Origin of the sequence: Paraburkholderia sp. MM5477-R1, from assembly GCF_050436385.1 — a bacterium.
Classification (GTDB): Bacteria; Pseudomonadota; Gammaproteobacteria; order Burkholderiales; family Burkholderiaceae; genus Paraburkholderia; species Paraburkholderia tuberum.
In genome coordinates this window covers 2,208,782-2,231,738 of sequence record NZ_JBNDMC010000007.1, presented here as the reverse complement: position 1 = coordinate 2,231,738, position 22,957 = coordinate 2,208,782, and the positions used below count along the sequence as shown (strand labels likewise).

The following is a 22,957-nucleotide window of genomic DNA, read 5'->3' as shown; positions in this document are numbered from 1 at the left end:
ACTGATCACCGGCCGGCAGGCCTTTGAATTGAATATCAGGAGCATCCCGTGCCCCAATCCGCAGACCAGATTCTCGACCAGGAACTCCTGTTCCGTGAGCCCGAGTACCAGAAAATTTTCCGCGCGAAAAAGGAAAACTTCGAGTTCAACCATTCAGACGAGCAGGTCAAGCAGATCGTCGAGTGGACCAAGAGCGAAGACTACCGGCAAAAGAACTTTGCACGCGACTCGCTCACCATCAACCCGGCCAAGGCCTGCCAGCCGCTCGGCGCAGTGTACGTGGCCAACGGCTTTCACAGGACGCTCAGTTTTGTGCATGGCTCGCAGGGCTGTGTAGCGTTTTATCGCTCGCACTTCTCGCGTCACTTCAAGGAGCCGACCTCGTGCGTCAGCTCGTCGATGACCGAGGACGCGGCGGTGTTTGGCGGCATGAACAACATGATCGACGGCCTCGCAAATGCGTACAACCTGTACAAGCCCGACATGATCGCAGTCTCCACGACCTGCATGGCGGAAGTGATCGGCGATGACCTCGACGCGCTCATCAAGAGCAGCAAGCAGAAGGGCAGCGTGCCGGAAGACTATGACGTGCCGTTCGCGCACACGCCGGCCTTCGTCGGCAGCCACGTGACCGGCTACGACAACGCGCTCCTCGGCATCCTCAGGCACTTCTGGGACGGCAAGGCCGGCACAGCGACGCCGCTTGAGCGCGTGCCCGACGACAGCGTCAACTTCATCGGCGGCTTCGACGGCTACGTGGTCGGCAACATGAAGGAAATTCGCCGCATCTTCGATCTGTTCGGCGTGACGGTGAACATCATCTGCGACCCATCCGAAACGTGGAATACGCCGACCGACGGCGAGTTCCGGATGTACGAAGGCGGCACGACCAAGGAGGAAGTCGAGCGCGCGTTGAACGCGAAGGCGACCTTCGTGTTCCAGGAATACTGCTGCGAGAAGACCAGCAAGCTCATTGGCGAGCATGGCCAGGAAGTGGTGGTGCTGAACTCGCCGGTTGGCGTCGCGGGCACCGATCAGTTCCTGATGGAAATCTCGCGCGTGACCGGCAAGCCGATTCCGGCGCAACTGGAGAAGGAGCGAGGCCAGCTCGTCGATGCGATGGCCGACAGCCAGGCTCACCTGCACGGCAAGCGCTTTGCACTCTACGGCGACCCGGACCAGATGCTGGGCTACACGCAGTTCCTGCTGGAACTCGGCGCCGAGCCGGCTCACGTGCTGGCGACCAACGGCAACGAAACCTGGGCTGCGAAGGTGCAGGCGCTGCTCGACGCGTCGCCCTACGGCGCCGGCTGCAAGGTGTATCCGAAACGCGATCTGTGGCACATGCGCTCACTGCTGTTTACCGAGCCGGTGGATTTCCTGATCGGCAACACCTACGGCAAATATCTGGAGCGCGATACCAAAACGCCGCTGATACGCATGGTGTTCCCGATCTTCGATCGCCACCATTACCATCGCTTCCCGACCTGGGGCTATGAAGGTGCGTTGCGGGTGCTGGTCACGCTGCTGGACGAGTTCTTCGAAGCGCTCGACGCCAACACGATCGACGTGGCGAAGACCGACTACAGCTACGACATCATTCGCTGACGAGGAGAGCGCGGCCATGGCAGACACAGCAGATGCATCGGGCGCGGCAGATGCAGTTCTGGTCAAGATGACGCAGGACGGCCGTAACGTCGAGGTCATCAGCGGCTAGGTTTGCCTGGCCGGTGTGGGCGAGGCCGGATGCGTTGCTGGAGGCGCGCGCGAATGCGATCGCGCGGGTCCCGCTCCATACGGAACGGCAAGGCAGGCAGTGAACGTGTGTTGTCGTTTTCTGTGTCGCGAGCCGTCTGTCGCAAACCGTTCAAACCCGCCATGGCGATGCGCGCGAGCGACTGCTTCAGCGCCAATTGGCACGTTTTCAAGGCGTTTCCCGGTGGTATGGGACTTGCCACTAGAGAAACGTCCATCCATCAGGAGCACGTCATGTCTGCTTCGCTCAATGCCCAAATCGCCGAAGTTTTCGACGAGCCGGGTTGCGACAAGAATCAAGGCAAGAGCGAGAAGGAGCGCAAAAGGGGCTGCACGAAGCAGCTTTCGCCGGGCTCGGCCGCAGGCGGGTGCGCGTTCGACGGCGCGAAGATCGCTCTGCAGCCGGTGGTGGACGTCGCACACCTCGTGCACGGGCCGATTGCCTGTGAAGGTAACTCGTGGGACAACCGGCACGCCGCTTCGTCCGGTCCGCAACTCTATCGCACCGGCTTCACCACCGATATCAACGAACTCGACGTGGTGTACGGCGGCGAGAAGCGCCTGTTCAGGAGCGTGCGCGAAATCATCGAGAAATACGATCCGCCCGCGGTGTTCGTCTACCAGACCTGCGTCACTGCGCTGATCGGCGACGACATCGAGGCAGTCTGCAAGCGCGCCACCGAACAATTTGGCAAGCCGGTGATTCCGGTCATTTCTCCCGGTTTCGCCGGGCCGAAGAATCTGGGCAACAAGCTTGGCGGGGAGGCGATCCTCAACCATGTGATCGGCACGCGCGAGCCCGAGTACACGACGCCGTATGACATCAACGTCATTGGCGAATACAACCTGTCGGGCGAACTCTGGCAGACCAAGCCGCTGCTCGACGCGCTGAGCATCCGTATCCTCTCGTGCATCTCCGGCGACGGGCGCTACAACGAGATCGCAAGTGCGCATCGCGCCAAGGTCAACATGATGGTCTGCTCGAAGTCGATGATCAACATCGCGACAAAGATGCAGCGGCGCTACGGCATCCCTTACTTCGAGGGCTCGTTCTATGGGATCGGCGACATGAGCGACACGCTGCGCCATATCGCCAGCCTGCTCGTGCAGCAGGGCGCGCCGGACGATCTGCTCGAGCGGACCGAGCGCCTGATCGCCGCCGAGGAAGCGCGCGCGTGGGAGCGCATCGCGCACTACAAGGCGCGCCTTACCGGCAAGCGGGTGTTGCTCATCACAGGTGGCGTGAAGTCTTGGTCGGTGGTTTCCGCGCTGCAGGAAGCGGGGCTCGAAATCGTCGGCACCAGCGTCAAGAAGAGCACTAAGGAAGACAAGGACAAGATCAAGGAGATCATGGGCGACGACGCCCACATGATCGACGGTATGACGCCGCGGGAGATGTACGCGATGCTCAGGGACGCGCGGGCCGACATCATGCTGTCGGGTGGCCGCTCCCAGTTCGTCGCACTGAAGGCCCGCATACCGTGGCTCGACATCAATCAGGAACGCCACCACCCTTATGGCGGCTACCAGGGGATCGTCGAGCTGGTGCATGAGATCGACCGCGCGATCTACAACCCGGTGTGGCAACAGGTGCGGATCCCTGCTCCGTGGGGCGACGACGGGGGAGCGCTCGGTGTGGTCCAGGCGCAAGCCGCCCGCCCGCTGTCGAGCGCCGCGGGGTGGGGGCGATGAGCCTCGAACCCAGTATGCCGACCTGACGCCCCCGAACTCGAGAACATGCCATGGCCGATGTCGTCGAATCTATGAAAGCCTGTGCGGTCAATCCGCTCAAGATGAGCCAGCCGCTGGGCGCGAGCCTCGCGTTCCTTGGGCTCGATGCCTGCATGCCCGTGATGCACGGCTCGCAGGGCTGCACGTCATTCGGCCTCGTGCTGCTGGTGCGCCACTTCAGGGAGGCGATCCCGCTGCAGACGACAGCCATGGACGAAGTCACCGCGGTGCTCGGCGGCTACGAGAACATCGAGGCCGCGCTGCTCAACATCCGCAAGCGCGCTGCGCCGAAGGTCATCGCGATCTGTTCAACAGGTCTCACCGAGACCGAGGGCGACGACGTGGACGGCTATCTCGTTACCGTGCGCAAGCGCAAGCCCGAACTCAACGACACTGAGATCGTCTATGTGTCGACCCCCGACTATGTCGGAGCATTCGAAGACGGCTACCGGCATGCGATTACCGGCATCGTCAACGCGCTGGTCAAGGCGTTGCCAACGGTGGCCAATCAGGTGACGCTGCTGCCCGGCAGCCATCTGTCGCCTGGCGACATCGACGAACTGCGCGAGATCATCGAAGCGTTCGGCCTCGATGTCATCGTGCTGCCCGACATTTCCGGCTCGCTCGACGGCCAGATCGCGCCGGACTGGCGCGGCACCACACTGGGCGGTACCACGCTCGCGGAGATCCGGGCCGCGGGTGCATCGGCATTTACGATCGGCGTGGGCGAGCAGACGCGCGACGGCGCCGAGGCATTGCATGCTATCGCCGGCACACCGTTCGAAGTGTTTGGGCGGCTCACCGGACTGGAACCCAACGATCGTCTGCTGCAATTGCTCGCGCAGCGCTCCGGACGACCCGTTCCCGCGAAATACCGGCGTCAGCGCAGCCAATTGCTCGATGCGATGCTGGACGGCCATTTCTACACCGGAGGCATCAAGGTCGCGATCGGCGCAGAGCCCGATCTGCTGTTCGCGGTCGGCAGCATGCTGCACGAGATGGGCGCGCAGTTGCGCTGCTGCATCAGCACGACGCGATCGCGCGCGCACGCGTTGCTGCCCGCTGATCAGGTCGTGATCGGCGATCTGGAAGACATGGAGCGCGCCGCGGCGGACTGCGACCTGCTGATCACCCATTCGCACGGCAGGCAGATGGCCGAGCACCTGCAAAAGCCGCTCTTCCGGATCGGTTTTCCGGTCTTCGACCGGGTTGGAAACTCACATCGACGCTACGTCGGCTACCGCGGCACGATGAACCTGATCTTTGAGATCGCCAACCTGATGATCGAACAGATTCCGCATCACGATCCGGCCGACTGGCCGCTGCCGCAGGCCGCTATCGATCTGGCCGCGCGCGATCCGGCGCGCGAAGCGAACATTCCTGTCGTCGCGGCCGGTGCTTGACCCACCTAAAGGAGCACACAGCATGAAGATCGCGTTCGCCACCCAGGACAGGCAGTTCGTCGATGCGCATTTTGGCTGGGCGAGGAGCATCGTCACCTACGACGTCACACCGGACGGCTACCAGTTCGTCGAGGCGTTCGACTTTGGTGGCAAGCTCGAAGAGGACGGCGACGAGGACAAGCTCGCGCCCAAGCTCGAAGCCGTCAAGGATTGCGCGATCCTGTACGTCGCCGCAATCGGCGGCTCGGCCGCGGCTCGAGTGGTTGCGCTGAAGATTCACCCGATCAAGGTGCCGCGGCCCGAGTCCATCGAGGAGATTCTCGGCAAGTTGCAACAGGTGCTGAAGGGCACGCCGCCGCCGTGGCTGCGCAAGGCACTGGCGAAGGGTGGCGAACGTGTATACGACTTCGAAGACGATGAGGTGTCCCATGGCTGATTCATCCGCAATTCCATCCAAGGCCAGCGACGAAATGCTGCTGGTCGCACCGTTTGTGCAGCAGCTCGTCAGGCAGTTGCGCGCGGAGGACACCCACGGCGTGTGGGACGGAAAGACCGACCTGCAACTGCTCAAGCCGTACATCCACACGCCGGAGGAACGCCGCGCGATTCCGATCACGGGCGACCCCGACCCCGAAACGCTGTGGCGGCTCGAGCTTTTCTATAGCGCGATTGCGGTGGCGATCGAGCGTGAGACCGGCCAAATGGTTTCGCCGATGATGAAGATGAGCCACGAGGGCTTCGGGCGCATGGTGTTGCTCGCGGGGCGGCTCGTTGTCGTCAACAAGCAGTTGCGCGACGTACACCGGTTCGGCTTCGCTTCGCTGGAGAAGCTCGCCGAGGCGGGCGCAAAGCTTCTCGACGAAGCGGTCGAGGTGATCCGGACGTACCCCGCCGTCGCACAGTACGGAGCCTGAAGGAATCGTGAGGGGACCGAGACGATGAGCACCGATGCCGACGAACTCAAGGCGCACCTGAAGAAACTCAACGCGCAAGCGACCCAGGCGAAGTTGGACCTGCACGACCTCTCAGAGGAACTCCCGACCAACTGGGAGAACATTCTCGCTGTCGCCCAGCGCTGCCATGACGCCCACGCCGCGCTAATGGCAGCCCGCAAGGCTGCCGCTGCGGCAGCTGCCTGAACCAGCGAAGCCACGGAGCCACATCATGAGCGATACCTTCAGCGTTACGCTGCCGAGCGGCGCCACCTGGACGCCGACCTTCGTCAACAGGCTCGACGAAGAAAAATGCATTGGTTGCGGACGTTGTTTCCGTGTCTGTCCGCGTGGCGTGCTGCAACTCGCCGGGCTTAACGAGGACGGCGCGCACATCGCACTGGACGGCGACGACGAAGACGACGAGTACGAGAAGAAGGTGATGACTATCGTGCATCGGGAACTGTGCGTCGGCTGCACCGCGTGCGCGAAGATCTGCCCGAAAAAGTGCTACACGCACGCGGCGGCCGTTCTCTGAGCGATGCCGCGATGGACGCCTATGCGACCCTGATGGCGTGTGCGGTGGATGCGGCCGATCCCACCGTGCTGGCACTGGCCGGCGTGCTGTCGAGCGGGTTCGAGCACCACGGCGTCGAGGTGCTGCCGATGCCCGGACTGGACGCCGACCAGACGCGCCGGATGCTCGCGCGCTGGTTCCCGGGTGCCGGCTCGGCGCTCGGTCTTACGTGCGTCTTGTCGCCCGCCACGATGCCGCGTGGCGACGAACTGGAAGACCTGGTGGCGTTGCTCAATCACCATGCCGATCCGCGCGCCGGCCCGGCAGACGAGGCGAACTGCGTGGCTCATGCATTGGCCTGCGCGAGCCTCGGGCAAAACCACCTTTGGCAAGACCTGCTTCTGCCGTCGCGGCGCGAGTTGTCCGCATTGATCAGCCACTGGTTTCCGCGGCTGGCCGCGAAGAATACGCATGACATGAAGTGGAAGAAGTTCTTCTACAAGCAACTGTGCGAGCGCGAGGGCCTGTTCATCTGCAAGGCGCCGAGTTGTGGCGTCTGTTCTGACCATGCGCTTTGCTTTAGAGCGGAGTAGGCAGCACGCGTCGGTCACCGCTTCGATTGTGTCGCGTCGCGGGTGGCCGACTTCTGGGGCTGGGCGAAGCTGCTGTCCGAGCATCGGCTGGCGCCGCACGCGCGTCATGCCGGCCGGACGCGCTACACGAACGACGCGGTGCGTAGCTGGTTTCTCACCCCGGCAGCAGGCGAACGGTTTGCGGGCCATGTCACGAGGTGCTCTCCATGAGACCCATGCCGCCTGCCGTTGCCGTAACGGTGCGATCCGAAGCGCAGCCCGTCATGAATCAGAACCGCGGCACATGCCTTCCCGACAGCAGTGCGAGCCTGTCGCTGGAGCGCGCGCGGGCACATGTCGCGAGCCTGCAGCACGAGTTGTTCGCGGTTGAGCAGGCGCTGCTCGACGACCGCGCATTGACGCGCGCATTGAGCGGGCGTCGATGGGTTTATGTGGGCGGGCGGCCAAGCATCAACGCCGTGCTGCGTGCGCTGGTGGAGGCGGCCGGAGGCGAGTTCGTTCATCACACCGGGACCATCGACGACGATAGCCGTGCCGAAGGCTTCGAGGCTTTGCTGTCAGGCGCCTACCGGGTGCTGTGCCCATTGGATCTGATCGACCCGGACTCGCTGGTCGCGCTGCGGCGATTGTGCGCGCGTCACCGCGCGCCGTGGTCCGCTTTGCGTTCGTCGAGCGTGACGAGCTTCATCGCGGGCGTGTTGCGGGCTCGGCCTGCCCAGCCGCACGGTGTGGTCGCAGCGTCGCGCTTCTGCCTGAGGCATGGCTGACGTCGTCATGACTTTACGTACCGCGAGATGTGGGCGCAAAACTTGCCTTTGACGTGGTCTTTCCACGAGAGGGCCTGCCATGTCGGATTCCGCACAACGCTACGGCCTTTTCCTCAACGTCGAGAACCCCGACGGCGACGCGCGCGATGCGCTGACGCAAACCGTGCGTACTGCGCCGGCCATAGCTGGCATTAAGACATGAGGCGTCGACGTAACAGCGCCACCGACAGGAAGAACGGCAACACCGTGCAAATACAGAGAGCGCCAATATGCAGGGCAACACTGCCCGCCGGGCGTCCGAGCATCGCGGGACGGATCAGGTCGACGGAATGTGCGAGCGGCAAGAAGCGCGCCACGTCGCAAAAAACGGCAGGCAGCTTACTGATCGGGAAGATCACGCCGCTCAGGAGCACCATGGGCGTGAGAACGAGCGTTTGATAGAACACGAAGTAATCGTGACTGGGTGCAAGCGCCGTGAGGATCATCGCCAGACTCGCGAAGGCGAGGCCAGTCAGGGCGATGGCAGGCAATGCATAGAGAATGGATGACCACGCTGCATAACCCAGCACGGTGGCTACCACCATGACGGCGATGCCGGCAAAAAAGGCCCTAGTGGCGGCCCATGCCAGTTCACCGAGAACGATATCGCCGAGCGTGAGCCGTGTACACAGGATCGCTTCCCACATGCGCTGAACATGCATGCGAGAGAAAGCTGCGTAAATCGTTTCGAAGGTCGCGGAGGTCATCGCGCTTGTGGCGACCATACCCGCCGCGAGAAACGCGATATAAGATGCGCCATCGACGCGACCTACCATTATCCCGAAACCAAAGCCGAGGCCGAACAGATAAATCATAGGATCGGCAAGGTTACCGAGAACCGAGACAAACGCGACTTTTTTCCATGCCAGATAGTTGTGGCGCCACACTGCAACCCAGTTCCACACGTTCGCGGGCAGGGCCGCTGCATAAAACTCTCTCATCGTTCACTCCTTCATCCCGCGCCCGGTTAACTGCAAAAAGACATCCTCGAGATTTGCTGGACGCTGTAAAAGGCGCAGCGCCGCGCGCCCGCGCAACTGTACACACACCCGTTCCGGATCGGACACATAGCAGAAGAGGGTCCCACCACTGACCTCGATACGCTGCGCGTGCGGCGCGATCAACGTGCGCAGCTCATGCGGATTGCCGCCGTGGATCTCGACCACGTGGCTCCCGATCTGTTCTTCGATCAGCACGCGAGGCCCGCCTTCGGCGATCTTTCGCCCCTCCTCCAGCACACACAGTCGGTCGCACAACCGCTCGGCCTCTTCCATGAAATGGGTGGTCAAGAGGATCGTCTTGCCGCGCGCCAACAGGGAACGCAGGCTTTCCCAGATCAGATGGCGCGCATGCGGGTCGAGACCCGTTGTAGGCTCGTCCATGACCAACAACTGTGGATCGTTGATCAGCGCGCGTGCCAGCATCAGCCGCCGCTTCATGCCGCCGGATAGTTCGGTGACGCGCGCATCGACCTTGCTTTCGAGGCAAGCGAATTCGAGCAGCGACGGCACGACCGCTTCGATTTCACGTGTGCTCATGCCGAAGTAGCGCCCAAACACCAGAAGGTTCTCGCGCACGGTGAACCCGGGCTCGAGGTTGTCGAATTGCGGCACCACGCCAATGCTCATACGTGCCGAGCGAGCGCGCGCCGGCACTGGCTCCCCGAGCACGATGATCTTGCCTGCGTCGGGCGGCGCCATGCCGAGAACCATACGCACCGTCGTGCTCTTGCCCGCGCCATTTGGCCCTAGCAGACCGAAGCACTCTCCAGGCGCGACGCTAAACGACAATCCATCGACTACGATCTTGTCGCCATATGACTTCCTTACGCCGGTGAAGCTGATTGCTGCTTTGGACATGGAGATAAGAAGGAAAATTACGCACTCGTCTTAGAGAAAAAGAAGCCGTTCTGCTGCTGCGGCGCGATTGAAAACGCCCTGGTCGATAGACGATCCTTGCCTGCCACGCGGGAGAGTTACTGACAATGGAGTACCAGGATTTCGGTGAATGCACTGGCGTTGGGAAGACGACAATCGAGCCTTTGCGTGAGACGATCGCACTCAAGCGGACCAGTGCCGATGGTGGGCGGTTCTGGGTTGGCGCAATACTCGAGATCTATATGTACGATTAACTAATCGCCATCGAATGCTTCGTCAGACGTCGCTAATGTTGAAGACTCACACGCGTGATCCTGCCGACGGTGCGGAGTCGCAGATCTTGACGCTGAAGTCGCGTTCGGCTTTGTAACCGGATTCGAAGTATCGACCTGTTTTTCACGAACGATCGATACGTTGCCTGCAGAGCCACGGGACAGCCAATCGCTATTGCTCAATGTACACAGCGCATAGGCTTTCAGGGGGAGCAAGAGAAAGAGGTTGATGGGTGTGTGAAGAGAAAAGCCAAGAAATCGAATCTGGCGAGCGCGAACCGATGCCACGCTACAGCGGATCATGGTCCATGATGCGATTATCAGGGCAGTCCACCACGGCACTGTCGCTGTTAATGCGAACTGCGCGAGCCCCGCTAGAAGCGATAAGGCGAGAAATAGCGAGCCCAGATTCAGTCCGATCACGTCCAGCGTAAGGTAGCGATCGAGACAGGGCAGCAGGCGTAGCGAAAGCAACGTGTCCCGATAAGTACTGCGCGCCCAGCGCAGTTGTTGGCGCAGATACGCCCCCAGTCTGTCTGGAACGACTGTCGCCGCAATGGCATCCGGAACGTACTCGGTCCGATAACCTGCCGTCAGCATGAGAATCGTGAGATGGCGGTCCTCGCCGAAGTCGCTCGGTTTCCCGCGAAAAAGCTGCGTCTCGTACTGATCGAGCAGCAACAGGAGCGCGGACCGGCGGTACATGGCACACGGACCACAGCAACACATAACAGCGCCGAAGCGAGCCTGTGCGGCGCGCTCTTCGTTGCAAGCCAACCAGTACTCCATATCGATCAGACGGGTCAACCAGGTATCGTTGCGGTTGCTGGCGGTCAACTGACCCATGGCGGCGCCTATCGTCGTGTCTCGCATTCTCAATCCGAGCTTCTTGACGACATCGGGCGCCAGCGTCGTGTCCGAGTCGACGTTGAGTACCAGTTCCCCGGATGAACAGCGTATCGCGGCGATCTGTGCCTTGCGCTTTCCCATATTTTGGGGAAGCGTAATGAAGTTGAATCTCGGGTCGCGCGCGTGGGCATCGTATACCGGCCTCACGGCGTCGAGATTCGCAGAACCATCATCGACCACATAGACCCGCAGTTTTCCGGCGTAGTCCTGGTTTGCAATGGACTCCAGGCACGCCGAGAGCGTGCGCGGTTGCTCGTTAAAGCACGGCACGATGACGTCCACGTCCGGCAGAAAGTTGGGGTCGGCGGCATTGGGCGAATTCGGCGGACCACTCGTCGGTAGGCCATGGAGGGCCTGTACGCTTTTGTAAACAGTCGAGAGTAGTGCATACAACAAAACCGGGGCAGTGCTGATTGTGGCAATGGCATTCATAGATGTCGGTTTGTTCAGTGTGGTTGGGGTAGCGAGCTGATTACAAATCCGCGGTCACGCAGTTCTGGAATCAGGCGGGAAAGCGCCATGAGGGTCTGGTCGCGCAGCCCAGCATGACAGCACCGTCCTGACTCGCCGGGAGGACGTCCGTTGTGCAAGAGCACAATTGCGCCAGGCCGGACAGAGGCCAGCACCGCGCTGACAATCGCATCGACGTGTAGACAGCAGCACTTGATTCGACAGACAGTGACAGTTCATTTCATCGTTCCCGACTTGAAAGCTGCTTTTTTCGGGGTGAGGAAAAGGTCAAGCCCGAAGCCGCGAAGCGGTGCGCCGCAGGCGCAGGCTTGAGGTTCGACTCGCCCCGAAGAATCATTCCCTGGTCGGGGGCGGACGATAGCTCCGCTGACATTGTCTGGCCGGTCAAGTACCGGCTAATACACATCGACGCCGGGGCGAGACTAGTCTGACGCCAAGGGTCTACCGACCAGTCAAGAGCCGCCAGGCCCGCCTTTTCCGCTTCAGCGACCACTTCGTCCGTCCATGTTCCGTAAGGGGCACGTATATGCCGAACTGTGGCTTGGGCACACACCATCCGGATGATCCTGTTCGCGTCCAATATTTCGTGTCGTACTTCATCAGGTTCGCATCTGGACAAATCCGGATGAGTCATCGTGTGAGTGGCAATCTCTTGTCCCTCGGCGATCATTCGTTAGATCAGCTTCGGCTGGTCCTCTAGGTACGCGCCGATGACGCAGAACGTTGCTGGCATCCGGTGTTCTGCCAGCACATCGAGGACGTCCGGTGTGCAAAGTGGATTAGGACCGTCGTCAAACGTCAAATAGACGTCGCGACGTCCGGCGCGATCGTGGCATTCGTCGCGCGCCTCGGATGCGCAATCGAGTACCTTCACAGCTCTGGCCCGTTTCGTTCAATTATCGAGCCAGTAAGCTGCTCCATAGTCGATCGTCCCATCCGGAAGGCCACGGGCACGGTTTCGGTAAGCTTAGGTGGCGTGTCGAGAGATACATCCAAAAGTGTGGGCATCATGGAGACATGTCTAAATCTGCCGTACTACTTAGGTTTATAAAATTGAAGTATTCGATCAATCAACTTCGATTTCCATTTCCGCAACGACGGGTTTCACTGTGCAATACAAAAATTGATTTGTAAAATTGATTGTGTTGATGCCTTGCATCTATAACGTGGATACGTTGAGAAATGCGTTTTACAGTGAGTGGATAGAGGCATGTCCCTATACAGGAGTCACGAGTCGTCTTCGCGAAGGGCCTGAATGGTCGAGACTGCATCCATAGTTCGCTGCATGCCGATCCAGAGGGTTTTCGCACCCGGTTCGCCATCACTCTTACGGCGTAGAAGTCCACCCAGTGAAGAAATCAGGCGAATGATTTGATTGAGCGTGATGGGCGTCTTCGGTCGAGGCTTCTTCGCCAGCAGAAACTCACCGCGTATCTCGTCGGCATGGAAGAACAGTGACGCATCCAGTTCGGGGCGGGTCCGGCCTAAACGCATCAGTCGGGCAATGCGCCACAGCAACATGCGGTGATCCCAGTGGTTTTCGACCCAGTCGCACAGCAGCGTCTTGATCGAACCGAAGTCGATGATGCGCCCGAGATCGTCAAGCGAGGCGGCTTCGCAAGCGAAGTGGATGCGGTAGTTGTGCCCATGCAGGTTCTGGCACTTGCCTTCATTCCCGTAGACGCGGTGCCCGCATGAGATGTCGTGATAATGCTCGGCCTGTAGCATGGTCAGAACTCTTTGTCGTGCGATGTTCAGGAACTCGTCGCGTGCGCCTTTGCGATCGCGCAGGAAGCCGCGCATCACACTTGTCATCATGGTGACTTCGTGGTCACACACGCCGCGCGTCGTCATGCGCGATTGCGTTGCACGGGTGAGCACGCCCAAGCCCTGCGGCGTGGCCCGTTCCTCGATTTTCGTCGGCCAGTTGCATCACGGCTTCCTTCTGAATCTGGGAACACGACATCACCCAGTCGGCGAGCCGGTTGAACTGCGACACGCCGATCAGACGGTCACCGGGTATCACGCCAATCCATGCGCGGCCCGTGACCGAGGCCAAGTGATGCGAGCGCATCGGGCGAATCGGGAGAGAGCCGACCGTATGGAACTCATCGAGCCGCCGCGCCCATTTGCGCAACGGACAGGTGAAATTCGCGCGCCATGCGCGGCGCGGCGACCCCGGTCGATTGCAGGTCGAGACCTTCGAGCAACGCGACGCCAAGACACAATCCAATGGTGATAGCACCGCTTGCACGGGCCGATGTTGACGTTTTCATGCGATGTCTCCAATGTGAAATCAGCGTCGCTCTTGGCGGCGATACGCTGTTGGCAAGATCTGCGAACACGCGGCGGCTGCGTTCAAGCGCAGGCGCCGCGAGTGCTGCTTCAGCTTTGGCTTTCGAGTGCCCGCGTCAAATCCAGCGCGACGTCGACGATCATGTCTTCCTGGCCGCCCACCATGCGGCGCTTGCCGAGTTCGACGAGAATGTCGACGGTCTTCAGGCCGTACTTCTTCGCGGCCACCTCCGAGTGACGCAGGAAGCTCGAATAAACGCCTGCGTAACCGAGCGCGAGCGTCTCGCGGTCGACGCGCACCGGACGGTCCTGCAGCGGACGCACAATGTCATCGGCTGCGTCCATCAGCGTGTACAGGTCAGTGCCGTGGTTCCAGCCCAGACGCTGCGCCGCGGCGATGAACACCTCGAGCGGCGCATTGCCCGCGCCCGCTCCCATGCCGGCGAGACTCGCGTCGACGCGGTCACACCCTTCTTCCATCGCGACGATCGAATTGGCGACGCCGAGCGACAGGTTGTGGTGGGCATGCATGCCGGTCTGCGTTTCGGGCTTGAGCACGCCCTTAAGCGCCCTGAAGCGCGCACGAATGTCGCTCATGTTCATCGCGCCACCCGAGTCCACGACATAGATGCAGGTAGCGCCGTAGCTCTCCATCTTCTGCGCTTGAACGGCGAGGTTTTCGGGGGTCGTCATGTGGCTCATCATCAGGAAGCCGACCGTGTCCATGCCAAGTTCACGCGCATATTCGATGTGCTGCATCGAAATGTCCGCTTCGGTGCAATGCGTCGCGACGCGCACCACGCGCGCGCCCGCCTCATACGCGGCCTTCAAATCGTGAATCGTGCCGATGCCGGGCAACAGCAGTGTCGCGATGGTCGCGTAGCTCACGACGTCGGCCGCCGCCGCAATCCATTCGAGATCGCTGTGTGCACCAAATCCGTAATTGAAGCTGGAGCCTTGCAGACCATCGCCGTGCGCGACTTCGATACTGTCCACTTTCGCCTTGTCGAGCGCGCGTGCGATGTCCTGCACGTTCTTGATTGAGTACTGATGGCGGATGGCGTGCATGCCGTCGCGCAATGTCACATCGGAGATATAAAGCTTCTTGCCCATGTCGGTGTGCTCCCTACGCGTTCGCGAGCGATTGGGCCATGCGCTCGGCGGTCGCGAGCGCGGCGGAGGTCATGATGTCCAGATTGCCCGCATACGCCGGCAGATAATGTGCTGCGCCTTCGACCTCGATGAACACCGAGGTCTTGAGTCCGCCGAAGCGGCCAAGTCCGGGGATGTTGAGCGGCGAGTCGGCAGGAATCTCGTCGAACTGCACCTTCTGCTTGAGACGGTAGCCAGGCACATACGCGTTCACCGCGCGCGCCATCTCCTCGATCGACGCCTCGACCTGCGCGCGCTCCGCGAGTTCGGACAGCACATAGACCGTGTCGCGCATCATCAGCGGCGGCTCGGCCGGATTCAGCACGATGATCGCCTTGCCCTTCGCCGCGCCGCCGACCGCTTCAATCGCCTTCGACGTGGTCTCGGTGAACTCGTCGATGTTCGCGCGCGTGCCGGGGCCAGCCGACTTGCTGCTGATCGATGCGACGATTTCCGCATAGTGGACCTTCGCCACGCGCGACACCGCCGCCACCATCGGAATGGTCGCCTGCCCGCCGCACGTGACCATGTTCACGTTCGGCGCATCGAGACGCGCATCGAGATTGACGACCGGCACGCAGTACGGGCCGATCGCGGCAGGCGTCAGGTCGATCATCCGGATGCCGGGCTTGAGCGCGCGCAGGAAAGCGTCGTTCTTCACATGCGCGCCGGCGGAGGTTGCATCGAACACAAACTCGATGTCCTCGAAGACCGGCAAACGCGCCAATCCCTGAACGCCCTCGTGGGTTGTCGCGACGCCGAGCTGCGCGGCGCGCGCGAGACCGTCGGAAGCGGCGTCGATGCCGACCATCGCCGCCACTTCCAGGTGCAAGCTGCGACGCATGATCTTGATCATCAGGTCCGTGCCGATGTTGCCGGAGCCGATGATCGCGGATTTGAGTTTTTCGGAAGCCATGTCAGTCCTCAATGCTACTGGTTGCAGGTTTTTCGCAGGGGTTAAAATGGGCGGAAAGGCCGGCTGGGTAAGGGATTGGAGCGGTTGTCGTCGAAGCGGCTAGCATCCATCGCTTTGCTGATGGAAAATGGCACAACGCCAAGCTCGACAACGGATTCCGGTGGAATTGAGCGAAGCGCAATTCAACGAATTTGTCTTACCTCATTTGCCACGGGGTCGTCGAGGCCCGCTGCCGCGACTGCCGTTGTACAGGATCTTCAACTACATCCTGAAGGCGCTTTACCTTGGCTGCCAGTGGCACACGCTGCCGATCGACAGGAATCAGCAGGGTCGACGCGAAATCCATCCGACGAGCATTTACCGGATCTTTCGTCGCTGGCAGGCGAGCGGATGTTTCGACGCGATATTTCTGGCCTCAGTACGCCGACTCCAGCAGGACCCAGTTGCTCGATCTGTCGATCATTCACGGCGACGGCACAACGACTGCGGCAAAGAAAGGCGGCGACAATCTCGGTATCAGTGGCGTCGCCGGCCATCACTGCTCACGCCGACGGGTTCAAGCTTCAAGGGATCTGAGGGATTCTGCGTCATGTGTCCACCTGTCAGTTAGGTGGACACATACTGCGCCGTCCCGCCCCAGGAAACCATGTGCGCCTAATTCACCGCTTACCCTTGGACCGTACCGCTCTGGAGCTCGAACAGCTTGTTGCCACCGACGTTGTTCGTATAGTTGACTCCTTCATCGATCAGACCGTAAAGCGTCACGGTACTTTGGGCCATTGTGGGAGCCGCGGCGGCTGACATCACGAAAGCTGCAAGAAGTTTCATTTTCATTAAGGTCTCCAAAGGTTATATTGTGGGTTACGATGCTTCTTTGTGCGCAACCCTGGGTCGGGCATGCGGTCTGTTTTGCTGGGCAGTTGACGTCAATTAACCGCCGTAAATATCGAACGTGAAGTACTTCTTCGCAATTCGGTCATACGTCCCATCCTTGCGGAGACTGTCGATCGCACCGTTGATTGCTTCGAGCAGGGCTCTGTCACCCTTTCTCACACCGATGCTGACGCCCGGGCCGAAGATGCTTTCGTCCTTGATGGCCGGACCTCGCGCGAAACCGAAATCACGACCCTGCGCAGTATTCAGGAATCCCGACTCAGCCGTTGGCCCCGAAACCAGTGCCGCATCGAGCCGCCCATCCGCGAGGTCATTCCATACCTGGTCTTGCGAAGGGTAGGGCACAATGTCAACTCCATTCGTCCAATGCTTCCGTGCATAGGCTTCCTGTGTGCTTCCCTGCAAGACTCCGATATGCTTTCCGTTGAGCGATTCGGGCATTGCCACCAGAGCCGAGCCGCGCCTTACAACCAGCGCTTCGAAGTTGGCGTATATCTTGTGGCTGAAATCGATTGCCTTCGCGCGCTTCTCGGTCTGCGACATTGACGAATTGATCGCGTCGAACTTGCGCGCCTGCAACGCGGGAATCATGCCGTCGAACGAGTTTTCAACCCAGACGCACTTCACCTTGAGCTTCGCGCAAATTGCATTACCCAGATCGATGTCAAATCCAACGAGATCGCCACTCGGGGTTTTCGACTCAAATGGCGGGTAAGCGCTGTCGACTCCGAACTTAAGTTCCTTTCCATCGTACGCGAATGCCGCAAATGGAATGGACGTTGCGCACAGGGCGACCAGCAGCGTTTTAATCTTCATTTTGGTTTCTCATAAATTCCAAGTCCGGATTTGCGGCATAGTACTTCTGCTTTTATTGCGTCGGTGGCCTCGGACTCGGACGCCCCTCGAGCGCATCGCCGGATGTAATGGCATCTAGGTTGGAACGGCATAGCCGTCGACTACAAGCCTTTTGAGGGTGTCGATTTGAAGCGATCCAATTTCGGAAAGAATGTCGTTGTCCGCCACAAAGTCCCGACCGTGACAAGTTAAAACAACAAGCTTATGCAGGACAAGCGATATGGAGGATCGAATCGTTGCGCGCAGCAGGGCGAGCGGCCCGGTTTTTTAGTACACGGGGACGTCGGCACAGTGCGCCGCAAGCTGCCGCCCGGCCCAGGACGCGGCCGCCTGAACGATGTGTGCGCAATTCAGCGGGCCGCGCACCTGGATCGGCGCGGACCGACGAGTGCCGCCACGCGGCCACATGATCGCCGAGATATCTCTTCGAGAGGCCGAGCCTCATTTTTCCGTCTTTCATCATTTCGACACCTCAATTGCGGATTACGCCACCCGACAATGCATGAGCGGCATGAGCGGCATGAGCGGCATGAGCGGCATGAGCGGCATGAGCGGCATGAGCGGCATGAGCGGCATGAGTGGCATGAGTGGCATGAGCAGGATGGTGTGCTGCCGACGTGAACGACACAATGCCGTCAAAATAGGTCCGGTATTCGAAATGCGTATAGGGGGTTTCCCCCCCATATGGCTCGGCTCTGCAATTCAGTGGCCTCGCTGAACGAACTTAATGCCAGCCGCGACTATGGACCGAGCAGGCCTTGACTCGGCGAACACGCGTCGGATGCCGGTGCGGTACGGCGCACGGAGCAGGCCCACGGCCGTCGATAGGGCCGGCACCACCGTCGCGCTGCACCTGCCGAAGGCTGGCAACGATGTCGCCCCAAGGGCGCGAAGCGCAGCAATGAGACAGGCACCGCGCACACCGATAACGATGCAGGGTTTTTCGCATGGGCAGCACATCGGGCCAGTTTCAGCCTCGCCTCAACGAAGTCAGGGAATACCCTTATCCGCTTTTCAAATAGACGGCCGCCTTTGGCGACATTGTTTATCGGACGGTGAAGCGCGAACATTCACCCATGCCGCCATGTTCCGGGCGGACCAGGCCAAGAATGGGAGCGCATGCAATGACTAAAGACGGAAAAATGAGGCTCGGCCTCTCGATGAGATATCTCGGCTATCACGTTGCCGCCTGGAGGCATCCGGATGTGCCGGCGGACGGAGCGCTGAGCTTTGCACATTTCCTAAACACGGCCCGCAAGGCGGAAGCGGCGCATCTCGACATGGTTTTCTTTGCTGACGGTCTTGGGATCCGCGCCAATGACAATCCGAAAGGATCACTTGCGCGTGACATGCGGAATGCAGAGTTGGAACCGATCACCCTTCTCGCCGCACTGGGTGCAACCACGTCAAACATCGGGTTAGTGGCAACTGCCTCAACCACCTACAACGAACCGTTTCACGTCGCACGGAAATACGCTTCGATCGACCACATCAGCGGCGGCCGCGCCGGATGGAATGTCGTCACTTCGTGGTCAGATGAGGAAGCTCAAAACTTCAACAGGAACGAGAACCTTGCCTATGAAGAGCGGTACGAACGAGCCGACGAATTCGTCGACGTTGTCAGATCCCTTTGGCGGAGTTGGGAGGAGGACGCGTTCGTTCGAGACAAGGAAAGCGGACTTTTCTATCACGAAGACAAGTTGCACGTGCCGAACCACAAGGGCAAGCATTTCCAGGTACGCGGCCCGTTGAATTCCGCGCGTACTCCGCAAGGAGAGCCGATCATCGTGCAGGCCGGAGCTTCCGAGGCCGGACGTGAGCTTGCCGCCAGATGCGCGGATGTGGTTTATAGCAATTCGCATTATCTGAAACATGCGCAAGATTACTATGGCGATCTGAAGGGGCGGCTCGCGAAGTATGGTCGCGAGCCAGGCGAGTTGTTGATCATGCCGGGCATTACACCGTTCGTCGGTAGGACCAGGCAGGAGGCACAAGACAAGTTCGACCAGCTTCAGGAGCTTATCCACCCGCTGAGCGGCCTGGCCGAGCTCTATAACGCGCTCGGCGACCTATCCGGCTATCCGCTCGACGGGCCGGTGCCAGACATCGGTGGGCAGAAACTCAGGAGCCTTGCATCAAACCTGTTGGAGATGGCTCGTGCCGAGAACCTCTCAATTAGACAACTCTATCAGCGCGTCGCATCGACTTTCTCGGTACGCCTGGTGATCGGAACCGCCAGTGACATCGTTGATGAAATGGATGAGTGGTTCAAGAATGATGGCGCAGACGGCTTCAATTTTTGCCCGGCCATTCTTCCGGGCGGTATGGACGACATTAGCGATTTCATCATCCCGGAACTGCGCCGCCGTGAGTTGTTCAGGGACCGATATGAAGGACGAACTCTGCGCGAGAACCTTGGCCTCAAACCCAGTGTCTACAAGCGTGGGCGAGCCGTCATAGTCTAGTCAGGTGACAGAAATGCAAACCATCGATTCCAAAGCTAACTTCCAGCAGGCGATGTCGTTGTTCGCTGCCGGTGTTACAGTTATTACCGCAATGCACCACGCAAAGCCGGTCGGCCTCATCGCGACATCGGTGTGCAGTCTCTCCGACGACCCACCGTCGGTCATCGTCTGCGTGAACAAGTGCGCTTCGTCCCACGATGCAATCCTGGGCGCAGGTAGCTTTGCCGTGAATCTTCTTTCGACAGCGCACTGCGGGCTCGTTGATACGTTTCGCAAGCGCAAAGGGCAAGACCGTTTCGCCGCCAACAAATGGTCATCTCTCGAGACCGGTGCGCCGATCCTGCCTGATGCTACCGTTGCATTGGACTGCGAAATCAGCGATCGGCATGACGGATTCACTCACTCCATCATCGTTGGCGTAATCAGAGAGATTGCGTTCAATGAGACTGTCGATGCGGGATGCCTTCTGTGGCACGAACGTGGTTTTGCACGAAGCGCGCCTCTAAGAATTTGACTGGCAGACGCTGGTGCGGTCATGTCACTGAGTACGCGTCTGGCATGATCGCAGATAAAACTGCAGATTTTGGTCTAACGGATTGATATCAATTTCTTGATGCGAGGCGTCTTGATTGCCCGTTCAACTTGGCTGGCCGGTGTGATCGTTCGTCTTATGCGCACTTGATTGGGCGGTGTCGACTTAGAAGGACCAGCAATGCTCGATCATATGAATACCGTGGCCGACACGCCCTTGCGATGTCGGTCCGAACCATAGATGATGGTTGCTGAAAGGGGAAAGTCACTTGGGAAATCATGAACATCCGGCAACTTGAAGCGTTCCGCACGACCATGATGGTCGGCACTGTAAATGGTGCGGCGGATCTACTGGGGCTGTCTCAGCCATCGGTGAGTCGCTTGATCACCGAGCTCGAAAAGGAGCTCGGCGTGACATTGTTTAACCGCGCTGCTGGCAGGCTCGTGCCGACGCCTGAGGGCAGGATGATCCACGAGCAAGTGGAGAACACATTCCGTGCGTACCAAAAGATCGGAGAACTTGCCGCTGATGTGAGGAAACTTCGCGTAGGCGGCATTTCGATCGCATGCATGCCTGCCCTCGGAATAACTTTTTTGCCGGCAGTCATAGCCCTGTTTTGCGAAGCTCACCCAGACGTTGATATCTCACTGGATGTTCAAACCTCCACGAAGGTGGAAGACTGGATTGCGACGGAAAGAATCGATCTTGGTCTTGCAGAAGTACCTTACGACCGCGAAGATCTTTCGGTAGACGAATTCTGCAACGTTCCCTACTACGCGGTTATGAAGAAGGGGCACAATCTCGGTAAAAAGTCGACGCTTTCACCTGAGGATTTCGAAGGTTGCACATTTATCTCAACCACGGCGCACTATCAAGACCGGCCGCATGTTGATCGTCTATTTGAATCGCGAGACGTAAGCCGTGTTATGCGTATCGATACGTCATTCTCCCACTCGACATGCGAGTTGGCCGCACTGGGAATGGGTGTCGGTTTTATCGATCCTTTCAGTGTTCACGGATACCTTGACCGGGTCGACGTTCGACTCGTGGACCCGTGTATCACCTTCCGGGTTGGGCTGCTATACCCGAAGTGTCGCCCGTTGTCGAAAGTGGGGCGAGCATTTGTTTCGTTTATGAAGCAGCATCGTGATCGATGGTTCGCTGAAGTCGCAGCAGCTTGCAAACTCCATGAATGACTCTGCCCAGACGCTTTTAACCTGGCAGTCGCGTAGGCGGCCTAGATTGATCGCCTGAATATGTTCAGACCTAGGCGCAAATGGAGTAACTCTAGAAAAGTCCGTCTCACCCTGTTATCAAATTCCGACTATGGCTATCCAAATAATTCGCAGACCTGGTTATCCGATTGATGCGCAGTTCGTCGAGAGAGGTGGTTTCGCTTGTTCGGACAGGTTCTCGATATTTTTAAGTGGAACGTCCAGGGCAGTCATGCTGCCAATTTGATCGCAGGCAGTGTTGCGAAGTATGCCTCATCCGGCGTGCGGTCTTCCAGACTCGAATGAGGCCGTCGCTGGTTGTACAGATTGATGTAATCGCCGATTGAGCGCCGGGCGTGGCCGACCGATTCATAGGCTTTCAGATACACCTCTTCATATTTCACGCTTCGCCACACGCGCTCGACGAACACGTTGTCTCGCCAGGCACCTTTGCCGTCCATCGACAAGCGGATGCCCCGGCTGAGCACGGCCTCGGTGAACGCTGTCGCGGTGAACTGGCTGCCCTGGTCGGTATTGACGATCTCAGGTTGCCCGTACTTCGCGAACGCTTCTTCCAACGCCTCGACAACGTGCATCGCCTAGATCGTGATCTCTACGCGGTGGGCCAGTACCTTCCGGCTGACCCAGTCCACCACGGCGGTCAGATACACGAAGCCGCGCGCCATCGGGATATCGCTCGTATCCAGTGCCCAGACCCGGTTTGCCCGATTGATCGTCATGCCCAGCAGATACGGCCAGATCTTGTGCCGCGCATTGCGTCGGCTCGTGTTCGGCTTGCAGTACAGCGCCTCGATACCCATGCGCTTCATCAGCGTGCGCACGCGCCTGCGGCCAATCTCGTGTGCCTCGCGACGCAGCAGTCGCGCCAGCATCCGCCCGCCGGAAAACGGAAACTCCATGTGCAGTTCATCGATCCGGCGCATCAGCAACTGGTCTGCCTCGCTCACCGGTTGCGCCCGGTAATACACGCTCGATCTTGCGATACCAACGAGTCGCGCCTGCTGCGAGACCGGCAATGCGTGTGTACGATCGATCATCGCTTTGCGCTCAGCAATCCCGCCTTGTTGAGCGCGCCGCTTAAAAAATCGTTCTCCAGCGTGAGCTGGCCGATCTTCGCATGTAGCTCCTTCAAATCGACTTGCGGCTCGCTCGACGCCGTGCCGCCTGCGCCAAACACGTCGGCGGCACGTTCCTGCAACTGCCGCTTCCATTCGGTGATCTGGTTCGGGTGCACATCGAACTGCTGCGCCAGTTCGGCTAGCGTCCGCTCGCCCCTTGACCGCCGCCATCGCCACTTTCGCTTTGAACCCGGCTGAGTGCGTCCGTCGGGTTCTCTTCGTCATCTTC

The 22,957-nt window shown here is 59.7% G+C and carries 24 protein-coding genes and 3 pseudogenes; 15 read left to right on the top strand and 12 right to left on the bottom strand.

Going from position 1 to position 22,957, the window contains the following annotated elements:
- The first annotated feature begins 48 nt into the window (after window positions 1-48).
- The 10 genes from nifK to OKW35_RS39270 all read left to right on the top strand — a co-directional run bounded on the left by nifK (window position 49) and on the right by OKW35_RS39270 (window position 7,900).
- Window positions 49-1,608 (top strand): nitrogenase molybdenum-iron protein subunit beta, encoded by a 1,560-nt coding sequence (gene nifK / locus OKW35_RS39315; protein WP_184062948.1) that lies wholly within the window; start codon window positions 49-51, stop codon window positions 1,606-1,608.
- A gap of 381 nt (window positions 1,609-1,989) precedes the next feature.
- A complete protein-coding gene (nifE, locus tag OKW35_RS39310; protein WP_429554878.1) occupies window positions 1,990-3,447 on the top strand; it encodes a nitrogenase iron-molybdenum cofactor biosynthesis protein NifE in 1,458 nt (485 codons plus the stop codon).
- Between the two features lie 50 nt (window positions 3,448-3,497).
- The gene (nifN, locus tag OKW35_RS39305; RefSeq protein ID WP_429554877.1) at window positions 3,498-4,889 is read left to right on the top strand and encodes a nitrogenase iron-molybdenum cofactor biosynthesis protein NifN; all 1,392 of its coding nucleotides are present in this window, start codon (window positions 3,498-3,500) and stop codon (window positions 4,887-4,889) included.
- Between the two features lie 22 nt (window positions 4,890-4,911).
- Window positions 4,912-5,325 (top strand): nitrogen fixation protein NifX, encoded by a 414-nt coding sequence (gene nifX / locus OKW35_RS39300; RefSeq protein WP_429554876.1) that lies wholly within the window; start codon window positions 4,912-4,914, stop codon window positions 5,323-5,325.
- On the top strand, window positions 5,318-5,803 hold the full coding sequence (locus OKW35_RS39295) for a NifX-associated nitrogen fixation protein (RefSeq protein WP_429554875.1): 486 nt from the start codon (window positions 5,318-5,320) through the stop codon (window positions 5,801-5,803). The genes nifX and OKW35_RS39295 overlap by 8 nt, the downstream gene beginning before the upstream one ends.
- A gap of 24 nt (window positions 5,804-5,827) precedes the next feature.
- Window positions 5,828-6,028, top strand: a complete 201-nt coding sequence (locus tag OKW35_RS39290; protein ID WP_121325245.1) for a CCE_0567 family metalloprotein — start codon at window positions 5,828-5,830, stop codon at window positions 6,026-6,028.
- 25 nt (window positions 6,029-6,053) lie between these two features.
- Window positions 6,054-6,359, top strand: coding sequence for a ferredoxin III, nif-specific (gene fdxB / locus OKW35_RS39285; RefSeq protein ID WP_429554874.1), 306 nt, complete (start codon window positions 6,054-6,056; stop codon window positions 6,357-6,359).
- A gap of 11 nt (window positions 6,360-6,370) precedes the next feature.
- Window positions 6,371-6,931: a nitrogen fixation protein NifQ gene (locus OKW35_RS39280; RefSeq protein WP_429554873.1), complete on the top strand. Its 561-nt coding sequence runs from the start codon at window positions 6,371-6,373 to the stop codon at window positions 6,929-6,931.
- Between the two features lie 263 nt (window positions 6,932-7,194).
- On the top strand, window positions 7,195-7,698 hold the full coding sequence (locus OKW35_RS39275) for a DUF2325 domain-containing protein (protein WP_260321323.1): 504 nt from the start codon (window positions 7,195-7,197) through the stop codon (window positions 7,696-7,698).
- Window positions 7,699-7,777: 79 nt separating this feature from the next.
- Window positions 7,778-7,900, top strand: a complete 123-nt coding sequence (locus OKW35_RS39270) for a hypothetical protein (RefSeq protein WP_429554872.1) — start codon at window positions 7,778-7,780, stop codon at window positions 7,898-7,900.
- Here OKW35_RS39270 and OKW35_RS39265 read toward each other — a convergent pair.
- From OKW35_RS39265 to OKW35_RS39225, 9 genes and pseudogenes are all read right to left on the bottom strand, one after another.
- Window positions 7,890-8,678: an ABC transporter permease gene (locus OKW35_RS39265; RefSeq protein ID WP_429554871.1), complete on the bottom strand. Its 789-nt coding sequence runs from the start codon at window positions 8,676-8,678 to the stop codon at window positions 7,890-7,892. The two genes, OKW35_RS39270 and OKW35_RS39265, sit on opposite strands and share 11 nt — an antisense overlap.
- Window positions 8,679-8,681: 3 nt before the next feature.
- Complete coding sequence (gene nodI, locus OKW35_RS39260) at window positions 8,682-9,596, bottom strand: nodulation factor ABC transporter ATP-binding protein NodI (RefSeq protein WP_184053521.1); 915 nt, start codon at window positions 9,594-9,596, stop codon at window positions 8,682-8,684.
- A gap of 272 nt (window positions 9,597-9,868) precedes the next feature.
- Window positions 9,869-11,227: a chitooligosaccharide synthase NodC gene (gene nodC, locus OKW35_RS39255; protein WP_429554870.1), complete on the bottom strand. Its 1,359-nt coding sequence runs from the start codon at window positions 11,225-11,227 to the stop codon at window positions 9,869-9,871.
- 259 nt (window positions 11,228-11,486) lie between these two features.
- Window positions 11,487-12,140, bottom strand: a pseudogene (locus tag OKW35_RS39250) (polysaccharide deacetylase family protein).
- 353 nt (window positions 12,141-12,493) lie between these two features.
- Complete coding sequence (locus OKW35_RS39245) at window positions 12,494-12,994, bottom strand: IS4 family transposase (protein WP_429555128.1); 501 nt, start codon at window positions 12,992-12,994, stop codon at window positions 12,494-12,496.
- Window positions 12,995-13,097: 103 nt separating this feature from the next.
- A complete protein-coding gene (locus tag OKW35_RS39240) occupies window positions 13,098-13,340 on the bottom strand; it encodes a GTP cyclohydrolase I (RefSeq protein ID WP_260321321.1) in 243 nt (80 codons plus the stop codon).
- Between the two features lie 43 nt (window positions 13,341-13,383).
- Window positions 13,384-13,542: pseudogene (locus tag OKW35_RS39235) on the bottom strand (3-(3-hydroxy-phenyl)propionate transporter MhpT); the annotation flags it as partial.
- Window positions 13,543-13,651: 109 nt separating this feature from the next.
- Window positions 13,652-14,674: a 4-hydroxy-2-oxovalerate aldolase gene (gene mhpE / locus OKW35_RS39230; protein WP_429355349.1), complete on the bottom strand. Its 1,023-nt coding sequence runs from the start codon at window positions 14,672-14,674 to the stop codon at window positions 13,652-13,654.
- 13 nt (window positions 14,675-14,687) lie between these two features.
- Entirely contained in the window at window positions 14,688-15,629 is a 942-nt protein-coding gene (locus OKW35_RS39225) for an acetaldehyde dehydrogenase (acetylating) (RefSeq protein WP_429355350.1), read from the bottom strand.
- Window positions 15,630-15,756: 127 nt separating this feature from the next.
- Between OKW35_RS39225 and OKW35_RS39220 the strand changes: the two genes are divergently transcribed.
- Window positions 15,757-16,239, top strand: a complete 483-nt coding sequence (locus tag OKW35_RS39220; protein WP_429355351.1) for a transposase — start codon at window positions 15,757-15,759, stop codon at window positions 16,237-16,239.
- A 56-nt stretch (window positions 16,240-16,295) separates the two neighbouring features.
- Here the strand turns inward: OKW35_RS39220 and OKW35_RS39215 are convergent, their stop codons facing one another.
- Entirely contained in the window at window positions 16,296-16,463 is a 168-nt protein-coding gene (locus OKW35_RS39215; RefSeq protein ID WP_184062919.1) for a porin, read from the bottom strand.
- 96 nt (window positions 16,464-16,559) lie between these two features.
- Complete coding sequence (locus OKW35_RS39210; RefSeq protein WP_429554869.1) at window positions 16,560-17,339, bottom strand: ABC transporter substrate-binding protein; 780 nt, start codon at window positions 17,337-17,339, stop codon at window positions 16,560-16,562.
- Between the two features lie 445 nt (window positions 17,340-17,784).
- On the opposite strand from OKW35_RS39210, the gene OKW35_RS39205 reads away from it, so the two are divergent.
- From OKW35_RS39205 to OKW35_RS39190, 4 genes are all read left to right on the top strand, one after another.
- Window positions 17,785-18,096, top strand: a complete 312-nt coding sequence (locus OKW35_RS39205; RefSeq protein WP_429554868.1) for a hypothetical protein — start codon at window positions 17,785-17,787, stop codon at window positions 18,094-18,096.
- Between the two features lie 406 nt (window positions 18,097-18,502).
- Window positions 18,503-19,843, top strand: a complete 1,341-nt coding sequence (locus tag OKW35_RS39200) for an LLM class flavin-dependent oxidoreductase (RefSeq protein WP_429554867.1) — start codon at window positions 18,503-18,505, stop codon at window positions 19,841-19,843.
- A 13-nt stretch (window positions 19,844-19,856) separates the two neighbouring features.
- Window positions 19,857-20,357 (top strand): flavin reductase family protein, encoded by a 501-nt coding sequence (locus tag OKW35_RS39195; RefSeq protein WP_184062911.1) that lies wholly within the window; start codon window positions 19,857-19,859, stop codon window positions 20,355-20,357.
- A 296-nt stretch (window positions 20,358-20,653) separates the two neighbouring features.
- The gene (locus tag OKW35_RS39190) at window positions 20,654-21,571 is read left to right on the top strand and encodes a LysR family transcriptional regulator (RefSeq protein ID WP_429355356.1); all 918 of its coding nucleotides are present in this window, start codon (window positions 20,654-20,656) and stop codon (window positions 21,569-21,571) included.
- A gap of 248 nt (window positions 21,572-21,819) precedes the next feature.
- Here OKW35_RS39190 and OKW35_RS39185 read toward each other — a convergent pair.
- Window positions 21,820-22,953: pseudogene (locus OKW35_RS39185) on the bottom strand (IS3 family transposase).
- Window positions 22,954-22,957 lie beyond the last annotated feature (4 nt).